Below are 18,561 nucleotides of genomic sequence, written 5' to 3' on the forward strand. Positions count from 1 at the left end.
GAATTATTTTAATATTTCGTCATTGCGAGATTCTGCGAACGCAGAATCGTGGCAATCCACAATTAAAATCTAATCCGTGCGAAGCACCCTTAATCTCGCCCGCTTCGTGGTGCAAAAAATCGGGAGCAAGGTTGCAGTAGTGCAACCGCCGATTTTTTGCTAGAAGCGAAAGCTGGGCTCTCCCCTAAAAGCGAAAAGCGGCAGCTTTTTGGGAACACAATTAAATGATTGGGGGGAGCGGGGCGGGGGGGTGCAGCCCTTTTGCGAAAAAGAAATAAGCGAATCGAATGCTAAAAATGGCGAAAATATCGCAGAATCTGCGTTTTGCAGAATCTAAAAAGAGATTCTTCGCTCACTGCGTTCGCTCAGAATGACAAAAAAATTGCAGAATCTAAATTAAAAAAATAGATTGCCACGAAAATGCTACGCATTTTCTCGCAATGACAAAACAAATGCAGAATCTAATGCGAAAATTACCCACCCCATAAATCCCCCTCCGCAAGGGAGGGGTAAATTTTTCAAACTCTGCAAGAGATGAAAAATAGACAGCGCAGATTCTGCGAAGTTGTTGTGTAAGATTCTGTGCCAAATTCTGCGGATTTTTGACTTTTTTGCGTTAGATTCTGCGAGTTTGCTTTGAAAATAAACGCAGATTCTGCGATTTTCGCTAAATCTCCCATATTTCGCAGAATCTTAAAGAATTCCCCAAAAAATATTAGATTCTGCGAAAAATCAAACGATTTATATTTTTAAAATCGCAGAATCTGAGAAATTTTAAGGATTGCAAATGCTACCAAAACCCATTCGCTACAAGCTAAATGCAAGTATTCTCGCCATCGGCGCGAGCTCCGCAACATTAAGTTCGGCAAAATTAGATTCTGCAAAATTAAGTTCCACAAATTTAAGCACCGCCAAATTAAACTCCACCAAATCAAATTCCGCAACACCAAACCCCGCCACATTAGATTCTGCGAAAAATAGCGCAAAGAGCGTGATTTTCCTTGACTCAAACTACAATCTTTATGAGTTGCAAGATGGCGAATTTATCTTCAACAAAAAGATTTTTGATTTCGAAGCACAGCATCAGTTTAGCAAGTCCTGCGCCCTTTCGATGAATGGATATGTCGCACTTGGCGAGCCGCACTCCCCAAACTGCCACATTTTGCACCTTTATAACGGCACGCTTTCGCACATAAAAACGCTCTCTTGGCACAAGGCGGACATTTACAACATTCGCTTTGCCAAAAATGGTAAATATATGGTAAGCGGTGGCGAGGATGGGAAGGTGTTTATTTACGGAATGCCACATTTTAATATCATCGCCATTTTGCCCCCGCGCGCGGATTATATCAGCAATATTCACTTTGGAAAGTCGCAGAATCTTGTGGTGTATAGCTCGTATGATAATGTAAATTGCATTTTTGATATGGGGACAAATACTATCATCGGCGAGTTTGAAACAAGCGCAGTGGCGGAGGATATGACATTTTTTGATGATGATTCTAAAATCTTTTTTATTTGCGCAAATGGGGAGAGTGGCATTTATGATATCACGCAAAAATCCCTTGCCCTGCGGAAAAATTACGATGCTTGGCTAACGCGCGCGGGGATGACAAAGGATGATAATTTCGCCTACATTGGCGCGCGGGATGGGAAGCTGCGCTATTTGGATTTGGCGAAAAATAAGAGTGCGTTTGACATTGCGATGGATTATGAGGGCATTGCGAGTATGCGCGTGATTGATGCGAAGCTCTACATCGGCTTTGCTAGTGGGAATTTGGAGATTTTTGATTTGAATAGATTTGAGGGGGAGTTTGATTCCGCGCTAAATTCGCAGAATCTCGCCCTTGCACAGCAAATCGCCTCGCAGAATCTGCCATTAAAAACGCTTAAAAAATATATCGCACTAAAAGATAAACTATGGATTGATGAGTTTAAAAAAGCACAAATTATTTTGGGCGAAAATCCCACGCAGGAAGCGTTTTTAGGCGCATTTGAGACGCTTAAAATATTTTTTGAGGATGATGATAAAAAATGCGCTTTTGATACGCTAACGCAGAATTTAGGCGCGATAAAAGAGCTAAATGAGGCGTTAAATACGAAAGATTACAAAACTTGCTATGAGATTGTGGCGCAAAATCCGCATTTGAGGGAAAGTAGCTATTTTGAGCGATTGGAAAATCTCTACAATGACGCATTTGAGGGCGCAAAAGAGCTTCTTTTAAGCGGAAATGCGAGTGATTTGCAAAAAGCGCAAGAGATTTTAAAGGCGTGGCAAAGTGTCGCGCCCAAAAAGGACGCTGTAAATGCCCTGCTACGCAACGCGCGGAAGTTCAAAGACGCAGAATCGCTTTTCAAAAACAAGCATTTTGATGAGTTTTTCAAACTCGCAGAATCGTTTAGTGCAATCAAAAGCACGATAAATTACAAAAAGGCACTTGCCTTTGGGGAGCAGATTTTAGCGACAATAAACGAGTTAGAGGCGAAGGGCGCAAATCAAAAGGCGCTTGATTTATTGGAGGTTTTGGCGCAGTTTTTACCCTTTAAAAATAGCGCGGTGGCGCGGAAAAATGACATTTTGCTGAAAGTGGAATTTTTGGATTTTTACGCAAAAAATGAGTATCAAAAAATCTATGCAAACATCCAAAAATACCACGCCTTAAAGGGTTTGAACGAGTTTGTCGCCCTGCAAAATCATCTAAATAATATTTTTGAGTGCGCCTTGCTAAATGCTAGTAAGGGCGAGTGCAAGGCGGTTTATGATGATTTGAAGGCGTATTTTGAGATTTCGTATCTGCAAAATAAAATCGAGGGGATTTTTAATATCGCGTATTTGGGGGAGATTGAGCGAAATTTGGGCGCAGAATCTAGGGCGAAAATCGCAGAATCTAGGGCGAAAATTGCAGAATCTAGGGTTGATTTCGCAGAATCTCGCAAAGATTTCGCAGAATCTCGTGTGAATTCTAATTTCGCAGAATCCACCGCAAACTCCGCAGAATCTCACGCGGAGATAAATTGGTTTGCGACTTTGGAGTGCTATATTGCGTCATTTGGCAAAAGCGATGAGTTGCTAAAAATCCTGCCACAGGACAAATTAGCGATTTGCGACAAAATCAGCACAGAAAAAAGGCAAGTGGCATTTTTAGAAACGATTTTGATTTATAAATAGATTTTGCGATTTTTTGATTTTTCCACACGAGATTCTGCGAATCTCAAATCACCATTTGCCTTAAAAGCAAAATATCATCAAAATCCGCTGAATCTCCGCGCTTTACGAGATTACAAATAAAATCAAAACTATATTTTTTGTGATTAAAAACAATCGTGCTTACCACATCGCCCTTGCGTAAAAATCGCTTTTCATTACTCGCAAAATAGCGCGTAGCACCGATTGCGATGATTGCTTTTTGCGGATATTGCGCCACTTTCAAGACATCCGCCAAACTCTCCAAAACGCCAAAATTATCCTGAAAATTTAGTCGCTCCACAATCCAGCGAATAAGTTTTTCGTAAAAATAGCTATACGAATCTAGGCTACTTAACTCGCCATAAATCTCGCATTCTCCGCCCGTGCAGATAAATGAAACCAGCGAATAATCATCGCAAATCCCGCCACGCGTAAATTCGCCCTTTGGGATTGCGATTTGTCGCGCGCTAAACCCCTTTGAGCCGAGCGAAAAATTCTTTTTTTGCGAGAGTTTGGCGGCGGACTTATCATTTCGCACGGAGGCATCATTAAACGCCATAAAATGCGTAGGTGTAACGCCAAGCACGAGTTTTTTATCCGCACTATATTCAATCTCACAGCAAAGCGCGACTTCCGCCTCCGCTTGCACATTTAGCGCAGAATCGGGCGGTAAAATCACCGCATTATTATCAAAGCAAAATCGCCCCAAATAATCCTTTGCGTGTGGCACAAAAAACGGGAAAATCCCCTTTGGCGCGGAGGCATCTTCGCCCACAAGCGAAGCAAAGTCGCTAGCCTCGCCTGCTTGCTCCAAATGATAAGCAAAATTACCCGCCAATCCAAATCCTATCATCTGCCCTAAATCGCGCTTGAAATCGTGCATTTCTGCCCCCTAAATTTTAAAAAATAAAAGGCAAATTTTAGTGCAAAAATCTTAAACGCAATCTTATAAATGATAATTTTTTTCATTAAAAAAATGTAAAATCGCAGAATCTAGCGCATTTTAGGGCAAAACTAGCAATATAAATAAGTGCAAATTTGTAACAAATGCTGTGTTTTTGAAAATTAGTCTAAAACAACGGCGGATTTGATTTGCTTTGGTGGCGGAGTTTGTTTGCGGTGGCGAATTTGCCTTTGCTTCGGTGGCGATTTTTTAGCGTGGTGGCGACCCCTAGAAGATTCGAACTTCTGTTTCTGCCGTGAAAGAGCAGTATCCTTGACCGCTAGATGAAGGGGTCTGCTAGAAAAATGGTAAAAAGCAAAAACGAAGGTGGCGCAGCGGACGGGGCTCGAACCCGCGACCTCCGCCGTGACAGGGCGGCATTCTAACCAGCTGAACTACCGCTGCGTGGTGGTCGCTATAAGACTCGAACTTATGACATCTACCTTGTAAGGGTAGCGCTCTACCAACTGAGCTAAGCGACCTTTGGATTATTACTTGCAAGTCGAATTCTGGTGACCCCTAGGGGACTCGAACCCCTGTAACCACCGTGAAAGGGTGGGATCCTAACCGCTAGATGAAGGGGCCAGAATTACGCTAAAATGGTGACCCGTGTTGGATTCGAACCAACGGCCCATTCCTTAAAAGGGAATTGCTCTACCAGCTGAGCTAACGGGTCGCACAAATTTAGTGATTTTGAAAACAAAGGCGAAATTATAGTTAGTTTAAAATTTTTTGTCAATAAAATTTTAGCTAAAATTACGCAAAATTTTGGGAGTTTTTAAGAATATTTTTTAGGAATATCGCAAACTACATTTTGGATTGAGAACTTTAATAGATGCAGTTGATTTTATAACGCAGAATCTACCCCAAAATCGCAGAATCTAGCGCATTTTAGCAAATCTTATGATATAATCCCACTTTTCGCAAACATAAGGAAATAAAATGCAATACTCAAACTCTCGCGCTTCATCGTGGATAATGCTAATCTCTGCCATCGCGCTTGAAATATGCGCTTTAAGCATCCTAAAAGTCCTAGATAACGCAGGACAAGGCACAATCGGCAAAGTCGCACTCGTGGTGCTTATGAATATCTCGTATTTCTTAATGTCGCTCACATTGCGCCAAATCGCCGTTGGCGTGGCGTATGCGACTTGGGAAATCGTAGGGGGGATTGGCGTTTTGCTCGTTAGCTTTGCCTTTTTTGACCCGCATTTAAGCACGGCGCAGTGCTTTGGCATCGCACTTGGATTTATTGGCATTATTTGCATTATTTTAGGCGAAAAGCACGAAGTTTCTGCGACAAAATCGCCCATAGATTCTGCGAATCAAAATGGCGATTTTATGAATCAAACAAGCAATTCTGCGCTAGATTCTGCGAATCGTTTGACAAAATCCGCTGAATCTATCCGCAAAAATTATAAAACGCAGAATCTGCCGTAATTTAGGACTTAAAATGGCATTTTTTCTAGTGGTAATCTCTGGCATTTTAGATATTTTCGCCAATCTCGCACTTGTCAAATCAGATGGATTCAAGCGCATTTGGTGGGGGATTTTGGCGCTCATTCTTGTAGATAGCGTGTTTTTACTACTCGCACTCGCACTAGATTTTGGTATGGAGCTACCCGTAGCATACACGCTCTGGGGCGCAATTGGCATTTTAGGCACGGCGGGTGGCGGGTGGATTTTATTCAATCAGCGATTAAAGCCAATCGGATTTGTCGGCATTGCGCTTGTGCTAATCGCCGTGTATTTACTGCACTTTGCGTGATTTCAGCACAGATTTTATCAAATTCTCATCGGCGTTTTGGAGGGATTGAAATGAGCCAAAGTAATTTAGCAGTTTTTTAAGTTGTGCTTCTGTGTATTTGCCACTCATAGCGGATTTTGTCAAGCCTTTGCGCCCTTTTTTTCGATGAAAACTAATGGCAAATCTATGCGCCTCATCGCGCAGTTTTTGCAAAAACATAAGCCGTTCATCGCTCTTTTCAAGGCGCAATTCTAAATCCAAAGAGCGCAAAATATCCCGCGCACCGCCTTTTGCGCGATATGCTTTGTGATTTATCTTTTCTTTTGCGATGCCTAAAATATCCACATTTGCGCCACAAGATTGCATAATCTCTTGCGCGATTTTAATCTGCGCACTCCCACCATCAAGCAGCCACAAATCAGGCGCGAAATCCACATCAAAACTCCCCGCCCTGCGTGTGAGTAGCTCTGTCATTTGCGCGTATTCATCACTCCCACTTAATGCGTAGCGTTTGTATGCGCTTTTTACAAATTCGCCGTTTTCATAAGTGATTTTTGCGCCCACCGCGCTTTGTCCTTGAAAGTGGCTTGTGTCAAAAACTTCGATTCGATTTGGCACATTTTGCAAAGAAAAAAGACTTTTGATTGCCTCTAAAATGCGCGATTCGGCTGAATTTTCGCTATTTGCAAGTAGATTTTTGGCGTTATTTTTTGCTAAATCTATCAATTTTTTCTTTTCACCACTTTTTGGGTTCAAAATTCTTATATTTTTGCCAAATTTTTGCCTAAAAAATTCACTCAAAATCGCCCCATCACTTAAATCACAAGGTAAAAGGATTGAATCTAGGCGTAGCGGCGCATTATTTTTATAGTGATTTAGCAAACTTTGCGTGTATAAAAAGTCTAAATCTATTTCATTTTCGTTGTGATTTATGAAAATATTATCGCTAAAAACCACGCGCCCATCGCGCATAAAGATTTTCACAAGCACGGATTTTGTCGCATTACTTTCAATGACAAAAATATCGCAATTATAAAGTTTTGCCAAATCAATACTGCTGATTTTGGCTACTTGGCGGATTTTTTCGCATTGAATCTTTATAAGATTCGCATCCTCAAAGCGCAGATTTTTTGCAAAATTTTGCATTTTTTGCTCTAAAATTTTTAAGATTTTGCTTGGATTTTGAAGCAAATTTATTGCATTTTTGACAATCTCGCCATATTTTTCGCGTGAAATTTTACCCTCGCAAGGCGCACTACAACGCCCTATTTGATGAAACAAACACGCTTTTTTGCCACTCAAACAGGACTTTTTTTGCACAAGTGGCAAAATCTCATAAATCGCATTCAAAATCTCGCGCGAACCGCTAGAATACGGACCAAAATAGAGATGATTTTTGTCATTTGTGATTTTTCGCACGATTTCTAATCTTGCAAACGGCGCGTTTTTGTCAATCAAAATGTATGGATAAGTCTTATCATCGCGAAGTAGAATGTTGTATTTGGGTTTAAGCTGCTTAATTAGGGAGTTTTCTAAGATTAAGGCGTCTTGCTCGCTTTGTGTTAGGATAATTTGCAAGTTTGTTATTTGGCGAATCATAGTTGCAATTCGATGACTTACATTTGCGGCAGGTGCGGGAGATTCGCCATTTAGATTAAAATAACTGCGCACCCTTTTATGCAAATCCTTTGCCTTGCCAATGTAGAGAATGCGATTTTTGTCATCAAAATACTGATAGATTCCGCTTGTATGCGGGAGGGATTTAATTTGCTCTTTTAGATTCATCTGCTAAATTTTTCTTTATTGAATTTTTGATATTTGTAAAAATGTCTTTTAGGGGCGAGTTTTCATTCACGCTAAAATCCCCACGAGCGCGCTCTTTGTAATGTATAACTTCAAATTTTTCGCTTTTATTTTGGGTATAATCTAAAATATTTTTTGGCGTGTATGCTTTGATTTTTTTGATTTTACTTAAAAGTGCCAGATTCTGCGATAAATCGCTATTTTGCGCCAAATTCGCAGAATCTAGCAAAGAATTTATCGCATTTAGCAAATCATTTGCGCGAAAGTTATTTATCTCGGCGCACAGGCTAATGTGGCGTGTAGCGATGAAAAGCGTCTCGCCTTTTAGCGTGGCAAAAAGGACACCATCGCGCACAGATTTTGGCAAAGTTAAAAGCAATTTGTTTATAATTGCGTTTGAATTTAGTTTTTTTAGGCTCGTGTGCCTAAGATTGGAGATGACGCTTTGAATATTTTTCATTTTGTGATTATAGCATTTTTTGTGGCGGTTTTTAGTGGGTGCGGGTATAAGGCGAATCCGTATTGGAGTAGCGTAAATTTGGACATAGATTCGCGTGTTTTGGATTCTTCGCTACGCTCAGAATGACAAAAAAGCGGGAATCTTGCACAAAAAACAATCGAAGTAATGGCGGTAGTGCTTTGCGTTGTTTTGGCGCGAAATGAGCGAAATAGGACTTGGGCGTCCATCGAGCGAAATTTTGTGCCAAAACAACGCAAATGATTACCCCAGAACAAATTGCCAAATAAATGGAGGTTAATTATGAAATATGATGTTATCATCATCGGTGCTGGTGTCGCTGGACTTTACTGCGCCAAACACTTGGGGCAAAACCTAAACGCGCTTTTGCTATGCAAAGATGAGCCGTGGGAGTGCAATACATTTTACGCGCAAGGTGGCATAACTATCGCAAATGGCAAGGACGATGTGCCTTCTCACATACGCGATACACTTGATGCAGGTAGCAATGTCAATAATCTAAACGCCGTGCAGACTTTAAGTGAGCAAAGCATTGAGATTTTGGATGAGCTTTTAGCGGATGGATTTGCGGTGGATAGGGATAGTGAGGGGAAAATTATGTTTGCCAAAGAGGGCGGACATAGCATTTCGCGCATAATCCACGCAAATGGCGATGGCACGGGGCGAATCCTGCATACACACCTTATCAAAAACCTAAAACACACGCTTTGGAAGGGCGCACAAGTCATCGACTTGCTAATAGAGGACGACAAAGTCTATGGCGTGTGCGTGAATACCAAAAAAGGCGTCCTAAACATATACGCCGATAATGTCGTCATCGCAAGTGGAGGTGTGGGCGGACTTTTCAAATATCACACAAACGCACATACCATTAGCAGCGACATTCACGGCATTATTTTGGAGCACAATCTGCCACTGCGCGATATGGAAATGTTGCAATTTCACCCAACCGTCTTTGTCGCCACAAATCACGCTAGAAAACAGCTCATAAGCGAAGCAGTGCGCGGGGATGGCGGGATTGTCGTAGATAGCAAGGGTAAGCGATTTTTGTTTGAGTATGACAGACGAGGCGAACTTGCACCGCGCGACATCGTGGCACGGGGGATTTTTGATTATTGTGCGAAAAATAATGAAAGCGCGTTTATTGATTTGAGTGCGTTTGATAAGGACGGATTTAAGCGCAGATTCCCAAATATTTATCGGGCTTTGAGTGCGTGTGGGTTAGACATACCAAAGGACAAAATCCCCATTTCTCCCGCATTTCACTACTCTATGGGCGGAATCGCGTGTGATTTGAGCGCAAAAGTGTGCGGAATGCAAAATCTCTACGCAGTGGGCGAGTGTGCAAACAACGGACTTCACGGAGCAAATCGCCTTGCGTCAAATTCGCTTTTAGAAGGGCTAGTCTTTGGTAAAATCGCTGCAAAAAATATTTTGGATTCGCATATAAGCACGAGTGCGCGGAACTTTCCGCTAAATAGTGAGATTTTGGAGAAGGATGGCGATTTGCAGTATAAAGCCGTGTTGCGCGAGATTATGTGGCAAAATGCGGGGATAAAGCGCACAAAAAGCGGGTTAGATTCGGCACTTGGCGGGATTGAAGTAATGCTTTTAGGCGATATAGGGCGATTATTAAAGTTGCGCTTATTAACAGCGCGAAAAATCGTCAGCTCCGCATTAAAACGCAAAGAGAGCTTAGGCGCACACTTCGTGGCAGAAAATGCGATTTAGCAATGGGGATTTTTAGCGTCATTTTGTTGTCGTGTGCGCTTGCCGCAGACGCCTTTACTGTTAGCCTTTGCAAGGGTTTTAGCGTTCGGCGCGTTACGCCAAAGCAGTGCGCAATCGTAGGGCTTTACTTTGGCGGATTTCAGGCGTTAATGCCACTTTTGGGCTACTTTTTAGGCGTGGCGATAGGCGGATTCATCGGGGCAATCGACCATTTCATCGCATTTGGGCTACTCTCACTCATCGGCGCAAAAATGATACGCGAATCCTTTGAAGCGCAGACTTGCGATTCAAATAGCGCGGAGTTTGGCGTTCGCGCAATGCTCCCACTTGCCATCGCCACTAGCATTGACGCACTCGCGGTGGGCGTTAGTCTAGCGATTGAGCGTAGCAACATTGTCCTTTGTGCCACAGCTATCGGCGTCATCACGGCGATTTTTTCAATCATCGCGCTAAAAATCGGCAATCGTTTCGGGCTATATTTGGGTAACAAAGCGGCTTTGTTAGGCGGTGTCGTGCTAATCGCGCTTGGCACAAAAATATTGTGGGAGCATTTGAATGTGTAATCACAAAGTTATCGACAAGGATAAAAGATAGATTGTGCAAATTTTCTGCGATTCGCAGAATCTCGCCCACAAAATTCGCAGAATCTCAATATTTTTTCACTACAATCGCACGAAATTTTTAAAAAGGCAAATGCGATGAATTTCTTTTATAGATTCTGCGATTTTTGTGTAAATCGCAGAATCTTGCGCCAAATTCGCAGAATCTAACAATCTTGCTTGCGCCAAATTCGCCAATTCCACCAAATCTACTCTCCAATTTTCGCGCTTTTTGAATCTAAAATGATGACATTTAGTTCTCTGTTGCTTTGTGTATTCTCTGCACGGATAGTTTGCCCTTTTGCGCCATCTTGCATTGCTTTGACACTAAAAGTTATGTTAATGTCGCTATTTTTATACGCCACGCTTAAAATATCGCCCTTGCGCACGATGATTTTGGGCGTGATTTTACTAGCCACAATGCTTGCGCCCCCTGCAATAAAGCTCTTTGCTTCATATTCTCCCAAAATCTCCGCGCTCACGGGCAACGCCAAATTTTTAGTAAGCGGGATTTGCGCAATCATAGTGTTGTTTTTGTCGATGACTTCGCCACTTTTGATACTCCCAACCGCGCTCAAACTATCAATAATCGCGTTAATTTGAAAGTTGAAAAACACGCGCTTTTTGCGCTCATTGTGGCGGATATGCACTTCAAAATTCCCGCTATCCTTTCGCAAATCCCTATCATCAAAAATGATTTTTTCCAAGCGATATTTCGCCAAATTGCGCTCAATTACGGGGGCGATTTCAAGGTTGTTGATGGTGATATTGTATTTTTTGTAATAATCCAAAAATCGTTTCTCAACCGCGCTTTTTATGGCATTGATAAGGGCTGGATTTTGCGCATCATTTGCATTAGATTCGCTTGAATCTGCGCTTTGATTTGCATTTTGATTCGCACCCAAATCTTGCGGATTCGCATTAGGATTTGCATTTGAATCCTCCGCACCAAATGCCACACTCACCATAAAAATCACACACAAAATAAACTTCATAATTTATACCTTTACCACAAAATTTGACAAAATTTCACGCACGATTCCGCCAAAATTTATTTTTAACTTCGCATTCACACCGCTCTCGCTCACCGCCTCTACGCGCCCTGTGCCAAAGATTTTATGCACTACCAAATCATTTTTCTTAAAGCCCACGCTTTGTTTATCAAACTTCACGCTACCTTGCACTAGTCCACATTCGCGCAAAAAGCGGGATTTTTCTAATTGCGTCCTTTTGCCTTTGTAAAAGCGCGATTTGACAGATGAAATCACTAGCTCACTCTTTGCCCTTGTAATCGCCACATAGCCAAGTCTTCGCTCTTCTTCAATGTCTGTGCTTTCACTAATAATAGGAAAAAATCCTTCCTCCAAACCTATCACAAACAAATGCTCAAATTCTAACCCCTTGCTAGAATGCACACTCATACAAAAAATGCAATTTTGCGAAACCTCATCGCTATCGCTACTAAGCGAAATGTCGTTTAAGAAATCCTCTAGCGTTGCCTCTGGATTTTGCACCACAAAATCACGGAAACTCCCATACAGCTCGTCAATATTTGCCTCTCTATCAATCTCATCTTGGCTTTTGTCAAATGAATCCAAAATATTGATTCTATCCTTAAACAAATCCAAAAAGCCCATTGTCGAATCAGCTAATTTCTCACGCAACAAATCCAAAAGCGAAAAAATCCCACAAATCGCATCGATATGCTTTTGTGGTAATGGGATTTCACTTTTTAGATTTATCACCGCCTCAAAAATCGAAATGCCCTTACTTTTGGCAAAAGCCTCTAATTTATCTTGCGAAATTTTGCCGATGCCTCTTTTGGGGCGATTTATGATTCGCAAAAGCGAAAAATCATCGTTTGGATTCACCACAAGGCGAAAATAACTCAAAATATCCTTAATCTCAGCGCGTTCATAAAAGCGCGTAGTGCCGATGAGTTTATAAGGGATATTTGCCTTATTTAGCCCATCTTCAATGCTACGGCTTAAAGCATTTAGGCGAAATAAAATGGCGATTTCATTTGGATTCACACCTGAATTTAGTAACTTTTTTATATGCTCGGCGATTTGCGTAGATTCGATTCGCTCATCGATACTTTCAAGTAACGCGACTTCTTTGCCACTGCCCTTTGTGCTTTGCAACTCTTTGCCTAATCGTTTCGTATTAAAGGCGATTAGGCGATTTGCAACCTCCAAAATCTCCCGTGTAGAGCGATAATTTTTCTCCAATCTAATAATCTTTGCGCCCTTAAAATTCTCGCTAAAATCCAAAATATTTTGAATTTTTGCCCCCCGCCATCCATAAATGCTTTGGTCATCATCGCCCACCACGCAGATATTATTGTGCGTAGCGCAGAGTTTTTTTAGCAATTTATACTGCAATTCATTCGTATCTTGGTATTCATCAACCATAATGTATTGATATTTTTGGCTGATTTCATCGCAAAGCGTGGGGTTTTTATCTAAAATCTCAAAAGTTAAAAGCAACAAATCATCAAAATCAACCATATTATTTTCTAACAAAAGCGCGTTGTATGCGCCATAAATCTTTGCGATTTCTTTAAAAGTGCTATCTTTTGCGCCCTTCATTACTTCGGCGGGGCTTAAAAGCAGATTTTTATAGCGCGAAATTTCCGCACCCAAAAGACTTAAAGAGACATTTGACTTAAAACCCCGCAAGATTCGCTTCCTATCGTCATTATCTAACAAAATAAAATTCGCCTTGCGCCCTAGCAAGTGAATGTGTAGCTTTAAAAACAAAAGCCCAAATTTATGAAAAGTGCAAAGCAAAGGGGGCGCACAATCAACGCGCTTTATGAGATTTAGCGCACGAGTGCGCATCTCGAGAGCCGCTTTGTTTGTGAAAGTGAGCGTCAAAGTCGCGCTTGATGGGATTCCTACTTCATCAATCAAATACGCTAGGCGCGTGGTGAGCGTTTTTGTTTTTCCGCTCCCTGCCCCTGCCAAAATTAGCAACGCGCCATCGATTTGACGGACAGCTTCGCATTGCTCGGGGTTTAGGGAGTTTAAAATGTCAGTCATTGTTTTGCCCCGCAATTTGGTCTTGGGTATTCATTTGAATTATTTTTGCATAAAACTGCGCTCAATGGACGCCCAAGTCCTATTTCGCTTGTTTCACGCAAAAATAATCCAAAGCAACACCGCAATTCCTTCGATTGTTTGTTTTGCGAATTAGATTCTGCGAATTTATGCGAGATTCTGCGATTCGCAGAATCTAATATTTGTCCCCCCACTCTTGCGGAGAATAACTCCAAAAATCCCCCCTCCCTTGCGGAGGGGGTTAGGGGGTGGGTGTTTTTTATTTTAGATTCTGCGGTTTTTTGTATTGTTTTCGTCATTGCGAGATTTGCCAAAGGCAAATCGTGGCAATCCACAAAAAAATTGTCATTCTGAGCGTGTGAAACGAGCGAAGAATCTTTATTTAGATTCTGCGATTCTGTGTTAGATTCTGCGTTTTTTGTGTTTTTCGCAGAATCTACGCTATTTTTTGAATTAGATTCGTTTGTTTCTTTCGCAAAAAGGGCTGCACCCCCCTCCCCGCTCCCCCTACGCGCCAAAAAGCTCCGCTTTTTCGCTTTTAGGGGGAGAGCCTCGCAATCTCTGCTTCTAGCAAAAAATCGGCGGTTGCACTTCTGCAACCTTGAATCCGATTTTTTGCACCACGAAGCGGGCGAGTTTAAGGGTGCTTCGCACGGATTTATTTTTATTGTGGATGGTTGTTTCGCTTCGCTCACAAATTCTGCGAATTGCTTCGTTGTGGCTTCGCCACTGCCTCGCAATGACGAAGTGGGGGTAAATTCTGCGATTTTATGCGAGATTCTGCGATTCGCAGAATCTAATATTTGTCCCCCCACTCTTGTGGAGAATACCCCACCCCAAACCCCTCCCGCAAGGGGAGGGGCTTTTTCTATTCCCCACTCACTTGCGGAGTCTAAATCCAAAAATCCCCCCTCCCTTGCGGAGGGGGTTAGGGGGTGGGTAGATTCTGCGATTATCGCAGAATCTAATAGCAATATTTCACTCATCTACTCGCCTTTTTCACATTAGATTCTGCGGTTTTTGCACGAGTCGCAGAATCTACGCCCAAAATTTCACTGCTATCAATCTCAAAGTCAAAAAAGTCCGACTTAAATCCACTCGCATTTATCGCGCCAAACTGCATTGAAGCCAAATTCAAATTTCCCATCGCTTGATGGAGCAATCCTAGCGCATATCTCGCTTCAAAATTCGCCCCATTATCCATTCGCGCGAGTTGAATCAACGCCACCGCATTATCATAATTTCCCGCGCCAATCGCAGAAACCGCCGCATAAAAATAAATCTCGCTATTTTGCACTTTATACGCGTCAATTAGCTCGTTGTAGTAGGCAAACGCCCGCTCAAAGTCCTGCAAATAAATCGCATTTAACGCTAGTGCCTGTAAAATCCCGCTAAATCCGCCACTTTCATTTAGCAATCTATCATTTAAAATCTTATCGACATAACTACTCGCCCCCGCTAAAAACGCGCTATACACATAAATCTCCCGCGCGAAATTCGCCCCGCCAAGCACTTGCTCTAAATGCGTAATATTTTTCACAAAGTCAAATAAATCAATCGAATGCTTTTTGATATTTTTGCCATAATGTGCCACAAGGTGCGATAAAATCTGCGCTACGATGTCATCATTTGTGCGCTTTTGCAAGGTGGCAAACGCGTTTTTTATCGTCTCGCTATCTCGCGTCCCAAGCGCGTATAATGCTTTTAGCGCGACTGCTAGTGGCGAATCTACGCTAGATTCTGCGAAATTATCCACAATATTGCCATTTGTATATCCAAAAAGTGAGCGGTAGAATGCCTCATTTGCAGGCGTTTCAAAGTGCATTTCTTCAAAGTTTGCGCTGATGTCATTTGCGATTCGCGTGCTGTTAGTTTGCGTGAGTTGAGCGCACATTAGCGCGAAAATCCCGCTTAAAATATCATTGTTATCCAAATGATACGCCTTTAAAAAGTGCCGTCTTGCGCCTTCAAAGTCATTTAACTGCGCATAAATTAGCCCCAAATTATATTGCAAAATGGGGTGGTTTGGATACTTTTGCGCTGAATCTAGAAGTATTTTTTTGCCATCAAAAAGATTATTTTGCAAAATCGCCCTTAATCCCTGCGTGATTTGCTTATCGATATTTGCTTTCATCGCACCTTGCGCAAATTTCGCACTTGCACTTACCAAATTATCCATTTTCAGCTCTACTCCGCCCTCATTTATCATCGCAATCGCAGAATCTGCATCAAACACCCGAAACGGCGCGAAATAAAACAAAATCTTATAATGCCAAAGCATCGCCATTTGCGAGCTTGCATTGCGCTCCCAAAAAGTCCTTTGCGCCACGCTCACATCTAAAAGCGTCTCGCTGATTTTAACTTTTATGGGATAGATTTTCGCCAAATCTTTTGTGCTATTTTTCTCTAAAAGCGCATTGTAAATCTCCGCGCTCTGCGTGTAATTACCCCGCTTTAACTCAATCAGTGCGAGTGCCATATTTGCCTTCTGCGTGTTGTAATCTTTCAAATAACTACTAATTTGCTCGCTTGCCAAGTCAAACTCGCCCATTCTAGCGTATAAAAGCCCGATATTAAAGCGATTATCGATATTTGGGACTTCTAGTAATTTTTTTAACGCGTTATATTCATCGCCAAAATTTAGGTAGATTTTTGCGATAAGAAGGGCAGATTCTGCGTTATAAAATTGCGAAGTGGGATTATTTAGCGATGAAAGCGTGGCAAAATAATTTTCATCATAGAAATTTACCAAACTATAAAGATAACTATAAAGCGGTTTATTTGCCCACTCAACGAGCGTCCCTTGCGCGAGATTCACATAATAATGATATTTTTTCAAATCGCTTTTTTGATAAGCGATATTTGCGGCATTTATCGCGGCAGCTGCGATATTTTCTCCACTTTGAATCGCCCCATCAAAGGCATTTAGCGCGTCATTTAAATTTCGCTCTTTTAGCTTCGCCACGCCTAAATTAAAGTTCGCAAAGCTCTGCGAAAAAGTCGAAATATTTTTGTAAATATCTAACGCCTCAGCCACCTGCCCGCTTTCATAAAGCAATGCCGCCTTTTGCAACAAACTCTGCACTTCGCCACTTTTTTGCAAAGCGGTAGATTTCAGCGTCCCCTGCGTAGGCGCGGACTTTGGCGCATAGATGGTGGGGAGCGGCTCTTCTTTATTTAAAAACGCAATAAGCACAATGACAAATACCACAAACAGCGCAAGAGTCGCACTTGCGGCATACAAAATATTTTTATTTAGCGACTTTATCTTTGCGATTGCAGCGGAGAGCTTTTGCACTGCATTACCCAAAATCCCGCGCACTTCGCCACCTACAAAGATAAATCGCCCCTTTATCAACTCTAATTTTTGCGCAAACGCAGAATCTTTTGCGGATTTATTCGCTGAATCTTTATTTGCTAAATCTTGCGGATTTGTTAGATTCTGCGAATCGCGTGAGTTTTGTGGATTTTGCGCTGAATCTTGCGAATTTTGCGTGTTTTGTTGCTTTGGCATTGTGTGAAAATCCTATAAATATTTTTTTAGCGCGGTGGGGATAGCGATTTCGCCATCTTTTTGCTGATAATTCTCCATAATCGCCACCAAAGTCCGCCCCACAGCCAAAGATGAGCCATTTAGCGTGTGTGCTAAAATATTTTTTTTGCCATCTTTGTAGCGAATCCTCCCGCGTCTGCTTTGAAAATCGCGCGTATTGCTTATTGAACTAATCTCGCGGTAGCAGTTTTGGTAAGGCAACCACACTTCAATATCGATTGTGTTACTCGCGCTAAACCCCAAATCTCCGCTACACAGCTGAATCATTCTATGCGGAAGCTCCAATTTTTGCAAAATGCCACTTGCCACCTCCACCATAAAATCCTGCATTTTATCGCTTCGCTCTTGCGTGGTAATCGCTACTAACTCGACCTTGTCGAATTGATGTTGCCTAATAATCCCCCGCGTATCGCGCCCCGCACTCCCTGCCTCTTTGCGAAAGCAAGGCGTATAGGCGCAAAGTTTAAGTGGCAGAGTTTCAAGCGAAATAATGCAGTCTCTATACATATTTGTTAGCGTGATTTCGGCGGTAGAAATCAAATATAAATCGTGTCCTTTTTGTAATGCGCGATTGTCTTGTGGCGATAAATCGGGGAGATTTGTTGTTCGCTTCGTCAATGAACCATCAGTTCTATTTTCTCGCTCACAACCGCACAACCCCGATTTCTCGCTCACAATACTTCCGCGCGAATCGTTAGTTTTGCTAGATTCAGGGCTCTCAGTGCTTGTATCAATAAAACTTGCGATTTTAAACATATCATTTTCAAATTTTGGCAGTTGCCCTGTGGTAAGAAGCGAATCCCTATTCACAATCACGGGCGTGGCGATTTCTTCAAAGCCAAATGCGGAATTATGCTCCAACATAAAATTTATAAGCGCACGATTTAGCTTTGCCGCGCCCCCGCGAAGCAGTGAAAAGCGCGATTTGGCAAGTTTCACGCCCACTTCAAAATCAATCCATTTATTCGATTCGCCTAACTCATAGTGCGCCTTTGGTGCGAAGTCAAAGTCCTTTGGAGTGCCGATTTTTTTAATCTCCACATTTTCACTCTCACTCTTGCCAAAAGGTGTCCGCTCATCAGGGATATTTGGGATTTCTAATAAAAGCTCATTTGTTTGTGATTCGATAATGCGAAATTCGCACTCCGCGCGTGAAATCTCTGCTTTTAGATTGGCTAACTCATTTTGTAAATCCGCAGAATTCGCCCCAGCTTTTTTTCTCTCAAAAAAGTCCTTTGACTTCGCATTTTGCGCTGCTCTAAGCGATTCTAAATTCTGCAAAGTGCTTTTATACTTTTCAACGCATTGTTTTAGAAAATCAAGCTTCGCGCAATCCACGCCCTTTGCCCCCAAACGCTCCGCTGTGCGGGAAAAATCATTCAATAGCGACTTTATATCAATCATCAAATGCCCTTTAAAAAAATTTTAGAATTATAACGCAAAATATTATACAATAAC

17 protein-coding genes and 5 tRNA genes are annotated in these 18,561 nt (G+C 42.0%); 6 read left to right on the forward strand and 16 right to left on the reverse strand.

What is annotated here, in order from left to right; translation table 11 throughout:
- Positions 1-208 precede the first annotated feature (208 nt).
- The gene (locus tag ACWIUD_RS11275) at positions 209-337 is read left to right on the forward strand and encodes a hypothetical protein (protein WP_454149159.1); all 129 of its coding nucleotides are present in this window, start codon (positions 209-211) and stop codon (positions 335-337) included.
- A gap of 181 nt (positions 338-518) precedes the next feature.
- Here the strand turns inward: ACWIUD_RS11275 and ACWIUD_RS11280 are convergent, their stop codons facing one another.
- Positions 519-680: a hypothetical protein gene (locus ACWIUD_RS11280; RefSeq protein WP_454149161.1), complete on the reverse strand. Its 162-nt coding sequence runs from the start codon at positions 678-680 to the stop codon at positions 519-521.
- A 107-nt stretch (positions 681-787) separates the two neighbouring features.
- Here ACWIUD_RS11280 and ACWIUD_RS11285 point away from each other — a divergent pair, with 107 nt between their 5' ends.
- Complete coding sequence (locus tag ACWIUD_RS11285; RefSeq protein WP_454149163.1) at positions 788-3,169, forward strand: hypothetical protein; 2,382 nt, start codon at positions 788-790, stop codon at positions 3,167-3,169.
- 43 nt (positions 3,170-3,212) lie between these two features.
- Here ACWIUD_RS11285 and ACWIUD_RS11290 read toward each other — a convergent pair whose 3' ends face one another.
- The 6 genes from ACWIUD_RS11290 to ACWIUD_RS11315 all read right to left on the reverse strand — a co-directional run bounded on the left by ACWIUD_RS11290 (position 3,213) and on the right by ACWIUD_RS11315 (position 4,806).
- Positions 3,213-4,070, reverse strand: a complete 858-nt coding sequence (locus ACWIUD_RS11290) for a DUF5718 family protein (RefSeq protein WP_454149165.1) — start codon at positions 4,068-4,070, stop codon at positions 3,213-3,215.
- Between the two features lie 279 nt (positions 4,071-4,349).
- Positions 4,350-4,425: transfer RNA gene (locus ACWIUD_RS11295), tRNA-Glu, on the reverse strand.
- Positions 4,426-4,458: 33 nt separating this feature from the next.
- A tRNA-Asp gene (locus ACWIUD_RS11300) sits at positions 4,459-4,535 on the reverse strand.
- 1 nt (position 4,536) lies between these two features.
- Positions 4,537-4,612 (reverse strand) — tRNA-Val (locus tag ACWIUD_RS11305).
- Between the two features lie 28 nt (positions 4,613-4,640).
- Positions 4,641-4,715: transfer RNA gene (locus ACWIUD_RS11310), tRNA-Glu, on the reverse strand.
- A 15-nt stretch (positions 4,716-4,730) separates the two neighbouring features.
- Positions 4,731-4,806 (reverse strand) — tRNA-Lys (locus ACWIUD_RS11315).
- A 266-nt stretch (positions 4,807-5,072) separates the two neighbouring features.
- Here ACWIUD_RS11315 and ACWIUD_RS11320 point away from each other — a divergent pair.
- Together ACWIUD_RS11320 and ACWIUD_RS11325 are read left to right on the forward strand one after the other, a co-directional pair.
- On the forward strand, positions 5,073-5,570 hold the full coding sequence (locus ACWIUD_RS11320) for a DMT family transporter (protein WP_454149167.1): 498 nt from the start codon (positions 5,073-5,075) through the stop codon (positions 5,568-5,570).
- Between the two features lie 13 nt (positions 5,571-5,583).
- On the forward strand, positions 5,584-5,898 hold the full coding sequence (locus tag ACWIUD_RS11325; protein WP_454149169.1) for an SMR family transporter: 315 nt from the start codon (positions 5,584-5,586) through the stop codon (positions 5,896-5,898).
- Here the strand turns inward: ACWIUD_RS11325 and uvrC are convergent.
- The 3 genes from uvrC to ACWIUD_RS11340 are packed head-to-tail and all read right to left on the reverse strand — an operon-like array spanning position 5,881 to position 8,397.
- A complete protein-coding gene (uvrC, locus tag ACWIUD_RS11330) occupies positions 5,881-7,662 on the reverse strand; it encodes an excinuclease ABC subunit UvrC (RefSeq protein WP_454149171.1) in 1,782 nt (593 codons plus the stop codon). The genes ACWIUD_RS11325 and uvrC overlap by 18 nt on opposite strands.
- Positions 7,640-8,140: a hypothetical protein gene (locus ACWIUD_RS11335; protein WP_454149173.1), complete on the reverse strand. Its 501-nt coding sequence runs from the start codon at positions 8,138-8,140 to the stop codon at positions 7,640-7,642. Before ACWIUD_RS11335 ends, uvrC begins: the two co-directional genes overlap by 23 nt.
- Positions 8,137-8,397, reverse strand: coding sequence for a hypothetical protein (locus tag ACWIUD_RS11340; RefSeq protein ID WP_454134783.1), 261 nt, complete (start codon positions 8,395-8,397; stop codon positions 8,137-8,139). Before ACWIUD_RS11340 ends, ACWIUD_RS11335 begins: the two co-directional genes overlap by 4 nt.
- A 43-nt stretch (positions 8,398-8,440) precedes the next feature.
- On the opposite strand from ACWIUD_RS11340, the gene ACWIUD_RS11345 reads away from it, so the two are divergent.
- Positions 8,441-9,889 carry an L-aspartate oxidase gene (locus tag ACWIUD_RS11345; RefSeq protein WP_454149175.1) on the forward strand — a complete coding sequence of 483 codons (1,449 nt, stop codon included), beginning with the start codon at positions 8,441-8,443 and terminating at the stop codon, positions 9,887-9,889.
- A gap of 2 nt (positions 9,890-9,891) precedes the next feature.
- Positions 9,892-10,452: a manganese efflux pump MntP gene (locus ACWIUD_RS11350; RefSeq protein WP_454149177.1), complete on the forward strand. Its 561-nt coding sequence runs from the start codon at positions 9,892-9,894 to the stop codon at positions 10,450-10,452.
- A gap of 99 nt (positions 10,453-10,551) precedes the next feature.
- On the opposite strand, the gene ACWIUD_RS11355 is transcribed toward ACWIUD_RS11350, so the two are convergent.
- The 6 genes from ACWIUD_RS11355 to serS are packed head-to-tail and all read right to left on the reverse strand — an operon-like array spanning position 10,552 to position 18,507.
- Positions 10,552-10,695, reverse strand: coding sequence for a hypothetical protein (locus ACWIUD_RS11355; RefSeq protein ID WP_454149179.1), 144 nt, complete (start codon positions 10,693-10,695; stop codon positions 10,552-10,554).
- Positions 10,696-10,697: 2 nt separating this feature from the next.
- Positions 10,698-11,483: a flagellar basal body P-ring formation chaperone FlgA gene (gene flgA, locus ACWIUD_RS11360; RefSeq protein ID WP_454149180.1), complete on the reverse strand. Its 786-nt coding sequence runs from the start codon at positions 11,481-11,483 to the stop codon at positions 10,698-10,700.
- A 3-nt stretch (positions 11,484-11,486) separates the two neighbouring features.
- Positions 11,487-13,532 carry an ATP-dependent helicase gene (locus tag ACWIUD_RS11365; RefSeq protein ID WP_454149182.1) on the reverse strand — a complete coding sequence of 682 codons (2,046 nt, stop codon included), beginning with the start codon at positions 13,530-13,532 and terminating at the stop codon, positions 11,487-11,489.
- Positions 13,529-14,536 (reverse strand): hypothetical protein, encoded by a 1,008-nt coding sequence (locus tag ACWIUD_RS11370; RefSeq protein ID WP_454149184.1) that lies wholly within the window; start codon positions 14,534-14,536, stop codon positions 13,529-13,531. The genes ACWIUD_RS11365 and ACWIUD_RS11370 overlap by 4 nt, the downstream gene beginning before the upstream one ends.
- Complete coding sequence (locus tag ACWIUD_RS11375) at positions 14,533-17,064, reverse strand: tetratricopeptide repeat protein (protein ID WP_454149186.1); 2,532 nt, start codon at positions 17,062-17,064, stop codon at positions 14,533-14,535. Before ACWIUD_RS11375 ends, ACWIUD_RS11370 begins: the two co-directional genes overlap by 4 nt.
- A gap of 12 nt (positions 17,065-17,076) precedes the next feature.
- Complete coding sequence (serS, locus tag ACWIUD_RS11380) at positions 17,077-18,507, reverse strand: serine--tRNA ligase (protein WP_454149188.1); 1,431 nt, start codon at positions 18,505-18,507, stop codon at positions 17,077-17,079.
- Between the last annotated feature and the right edge of the window lie 54 nt (positions 18,508-18,561).

It is taken from the genome of Helicobacter sp. 23-1044, from assembly GCF_053654695.1.

Bases quoted from the DNA above. Each gene is read 5' to 3' on its own strand.
- ACWIUD_RS11280 (WP_454149161.1), bottom strand. From the start codon at position 680: ATGGGAGATTTAGCGAAAATCGCAGAATCTGCGTTTATTTTCAAAGCA.
- ACWIUD_RS11285 (WP_454149163.1), top strand. From the start codon at position 788: ATGCTACCAAAACCCATTCGCTACAAGCTAAATGCAAGTATTCTCGCC.
- ACWIUD_RS11290 (WP_454149165.1), bottom strand. From the start codon at position 4,070: ATGCACGATTTCAAGCGCGATTTAGGGCAGATGATAGGATTTGGATTG.
- ACWIUD_RS11320 (WP_454149167.1), top strand. From the start codon at position 5,073: ATGCAATACTCAAACTCTCGCGCTTCATCGTGGATAATGCTAATCTCT.
- ACWIUD_RS11325 (WP_454149169.1), top strand. From the start codon at position 5,584: ATGGCATTTTTTCTAGTGGTAATCTCTGGCATTTTAGATATTTTCGCC.
- uvrC (WP_454149171.1), bottom strand. From the start codon at position 7,662: ATGAATCTAAAAGAGCAAATTAAATCCCTCCCGCATACAAGCGGAATC.
- ACWIUD_RS11335 (WP_454149173.1), bottom strand. From the start codon at position 8,140: ATGAAAAATATTCAAAGCGTCATCTCCAATCTTAGGCACACGAGCCTA.
- ACWIUD_RS11345 (WP_454149175.1), top strand. From the start codon at position 8,441: ATGAAATATGATGTTATCATCATCGGTGCTGGTGTCGCTGGACTTTAC.
- ACWIUD_RS11350 (WP_454149177.1), top strand. From the start codon at position 9,892: ATGGGGATTTTTAGCGTCATTTTGTTGTCGTGTGCGCTTGCCGCAGAC.
- flgA (WP_454149180.1), bottom strand. From the start codon at position 11,483: ATGAAGTTTATTTTGTGTGTGATTTTTATGGTGAGTGTGGCATTTGGT.
- ACWIUD_RS11365 (WP_454149182.1), bottom strand. From the start codon at position 13,532: ATGACTGACATTTTAAACTCCCTAAACCCCGAGCAATGCGAAGCTGTC.
- ACWIUD_RS11370 (WP_454149184.1), bottom strand. From the start codon at position 14,536: ATGAGTGAAATATTGCTATTAGATTCTGCGATAATCGCAGAATCTACC.
- ACWIUD_RS11375 (WP_454149186.1), bottom strand. From the start codon at position 17,064: ATGCCAAAGCAACAAAACACGCAAAATTCGCAAGATTCAGCGCAAAAT.
- serS (WP_454149188.1), bottom strand. From the start codon at position 18,507: ATGATTGATATAAAGTCGCTATTGAATGATTTTTCCCGCACAGCGGAG.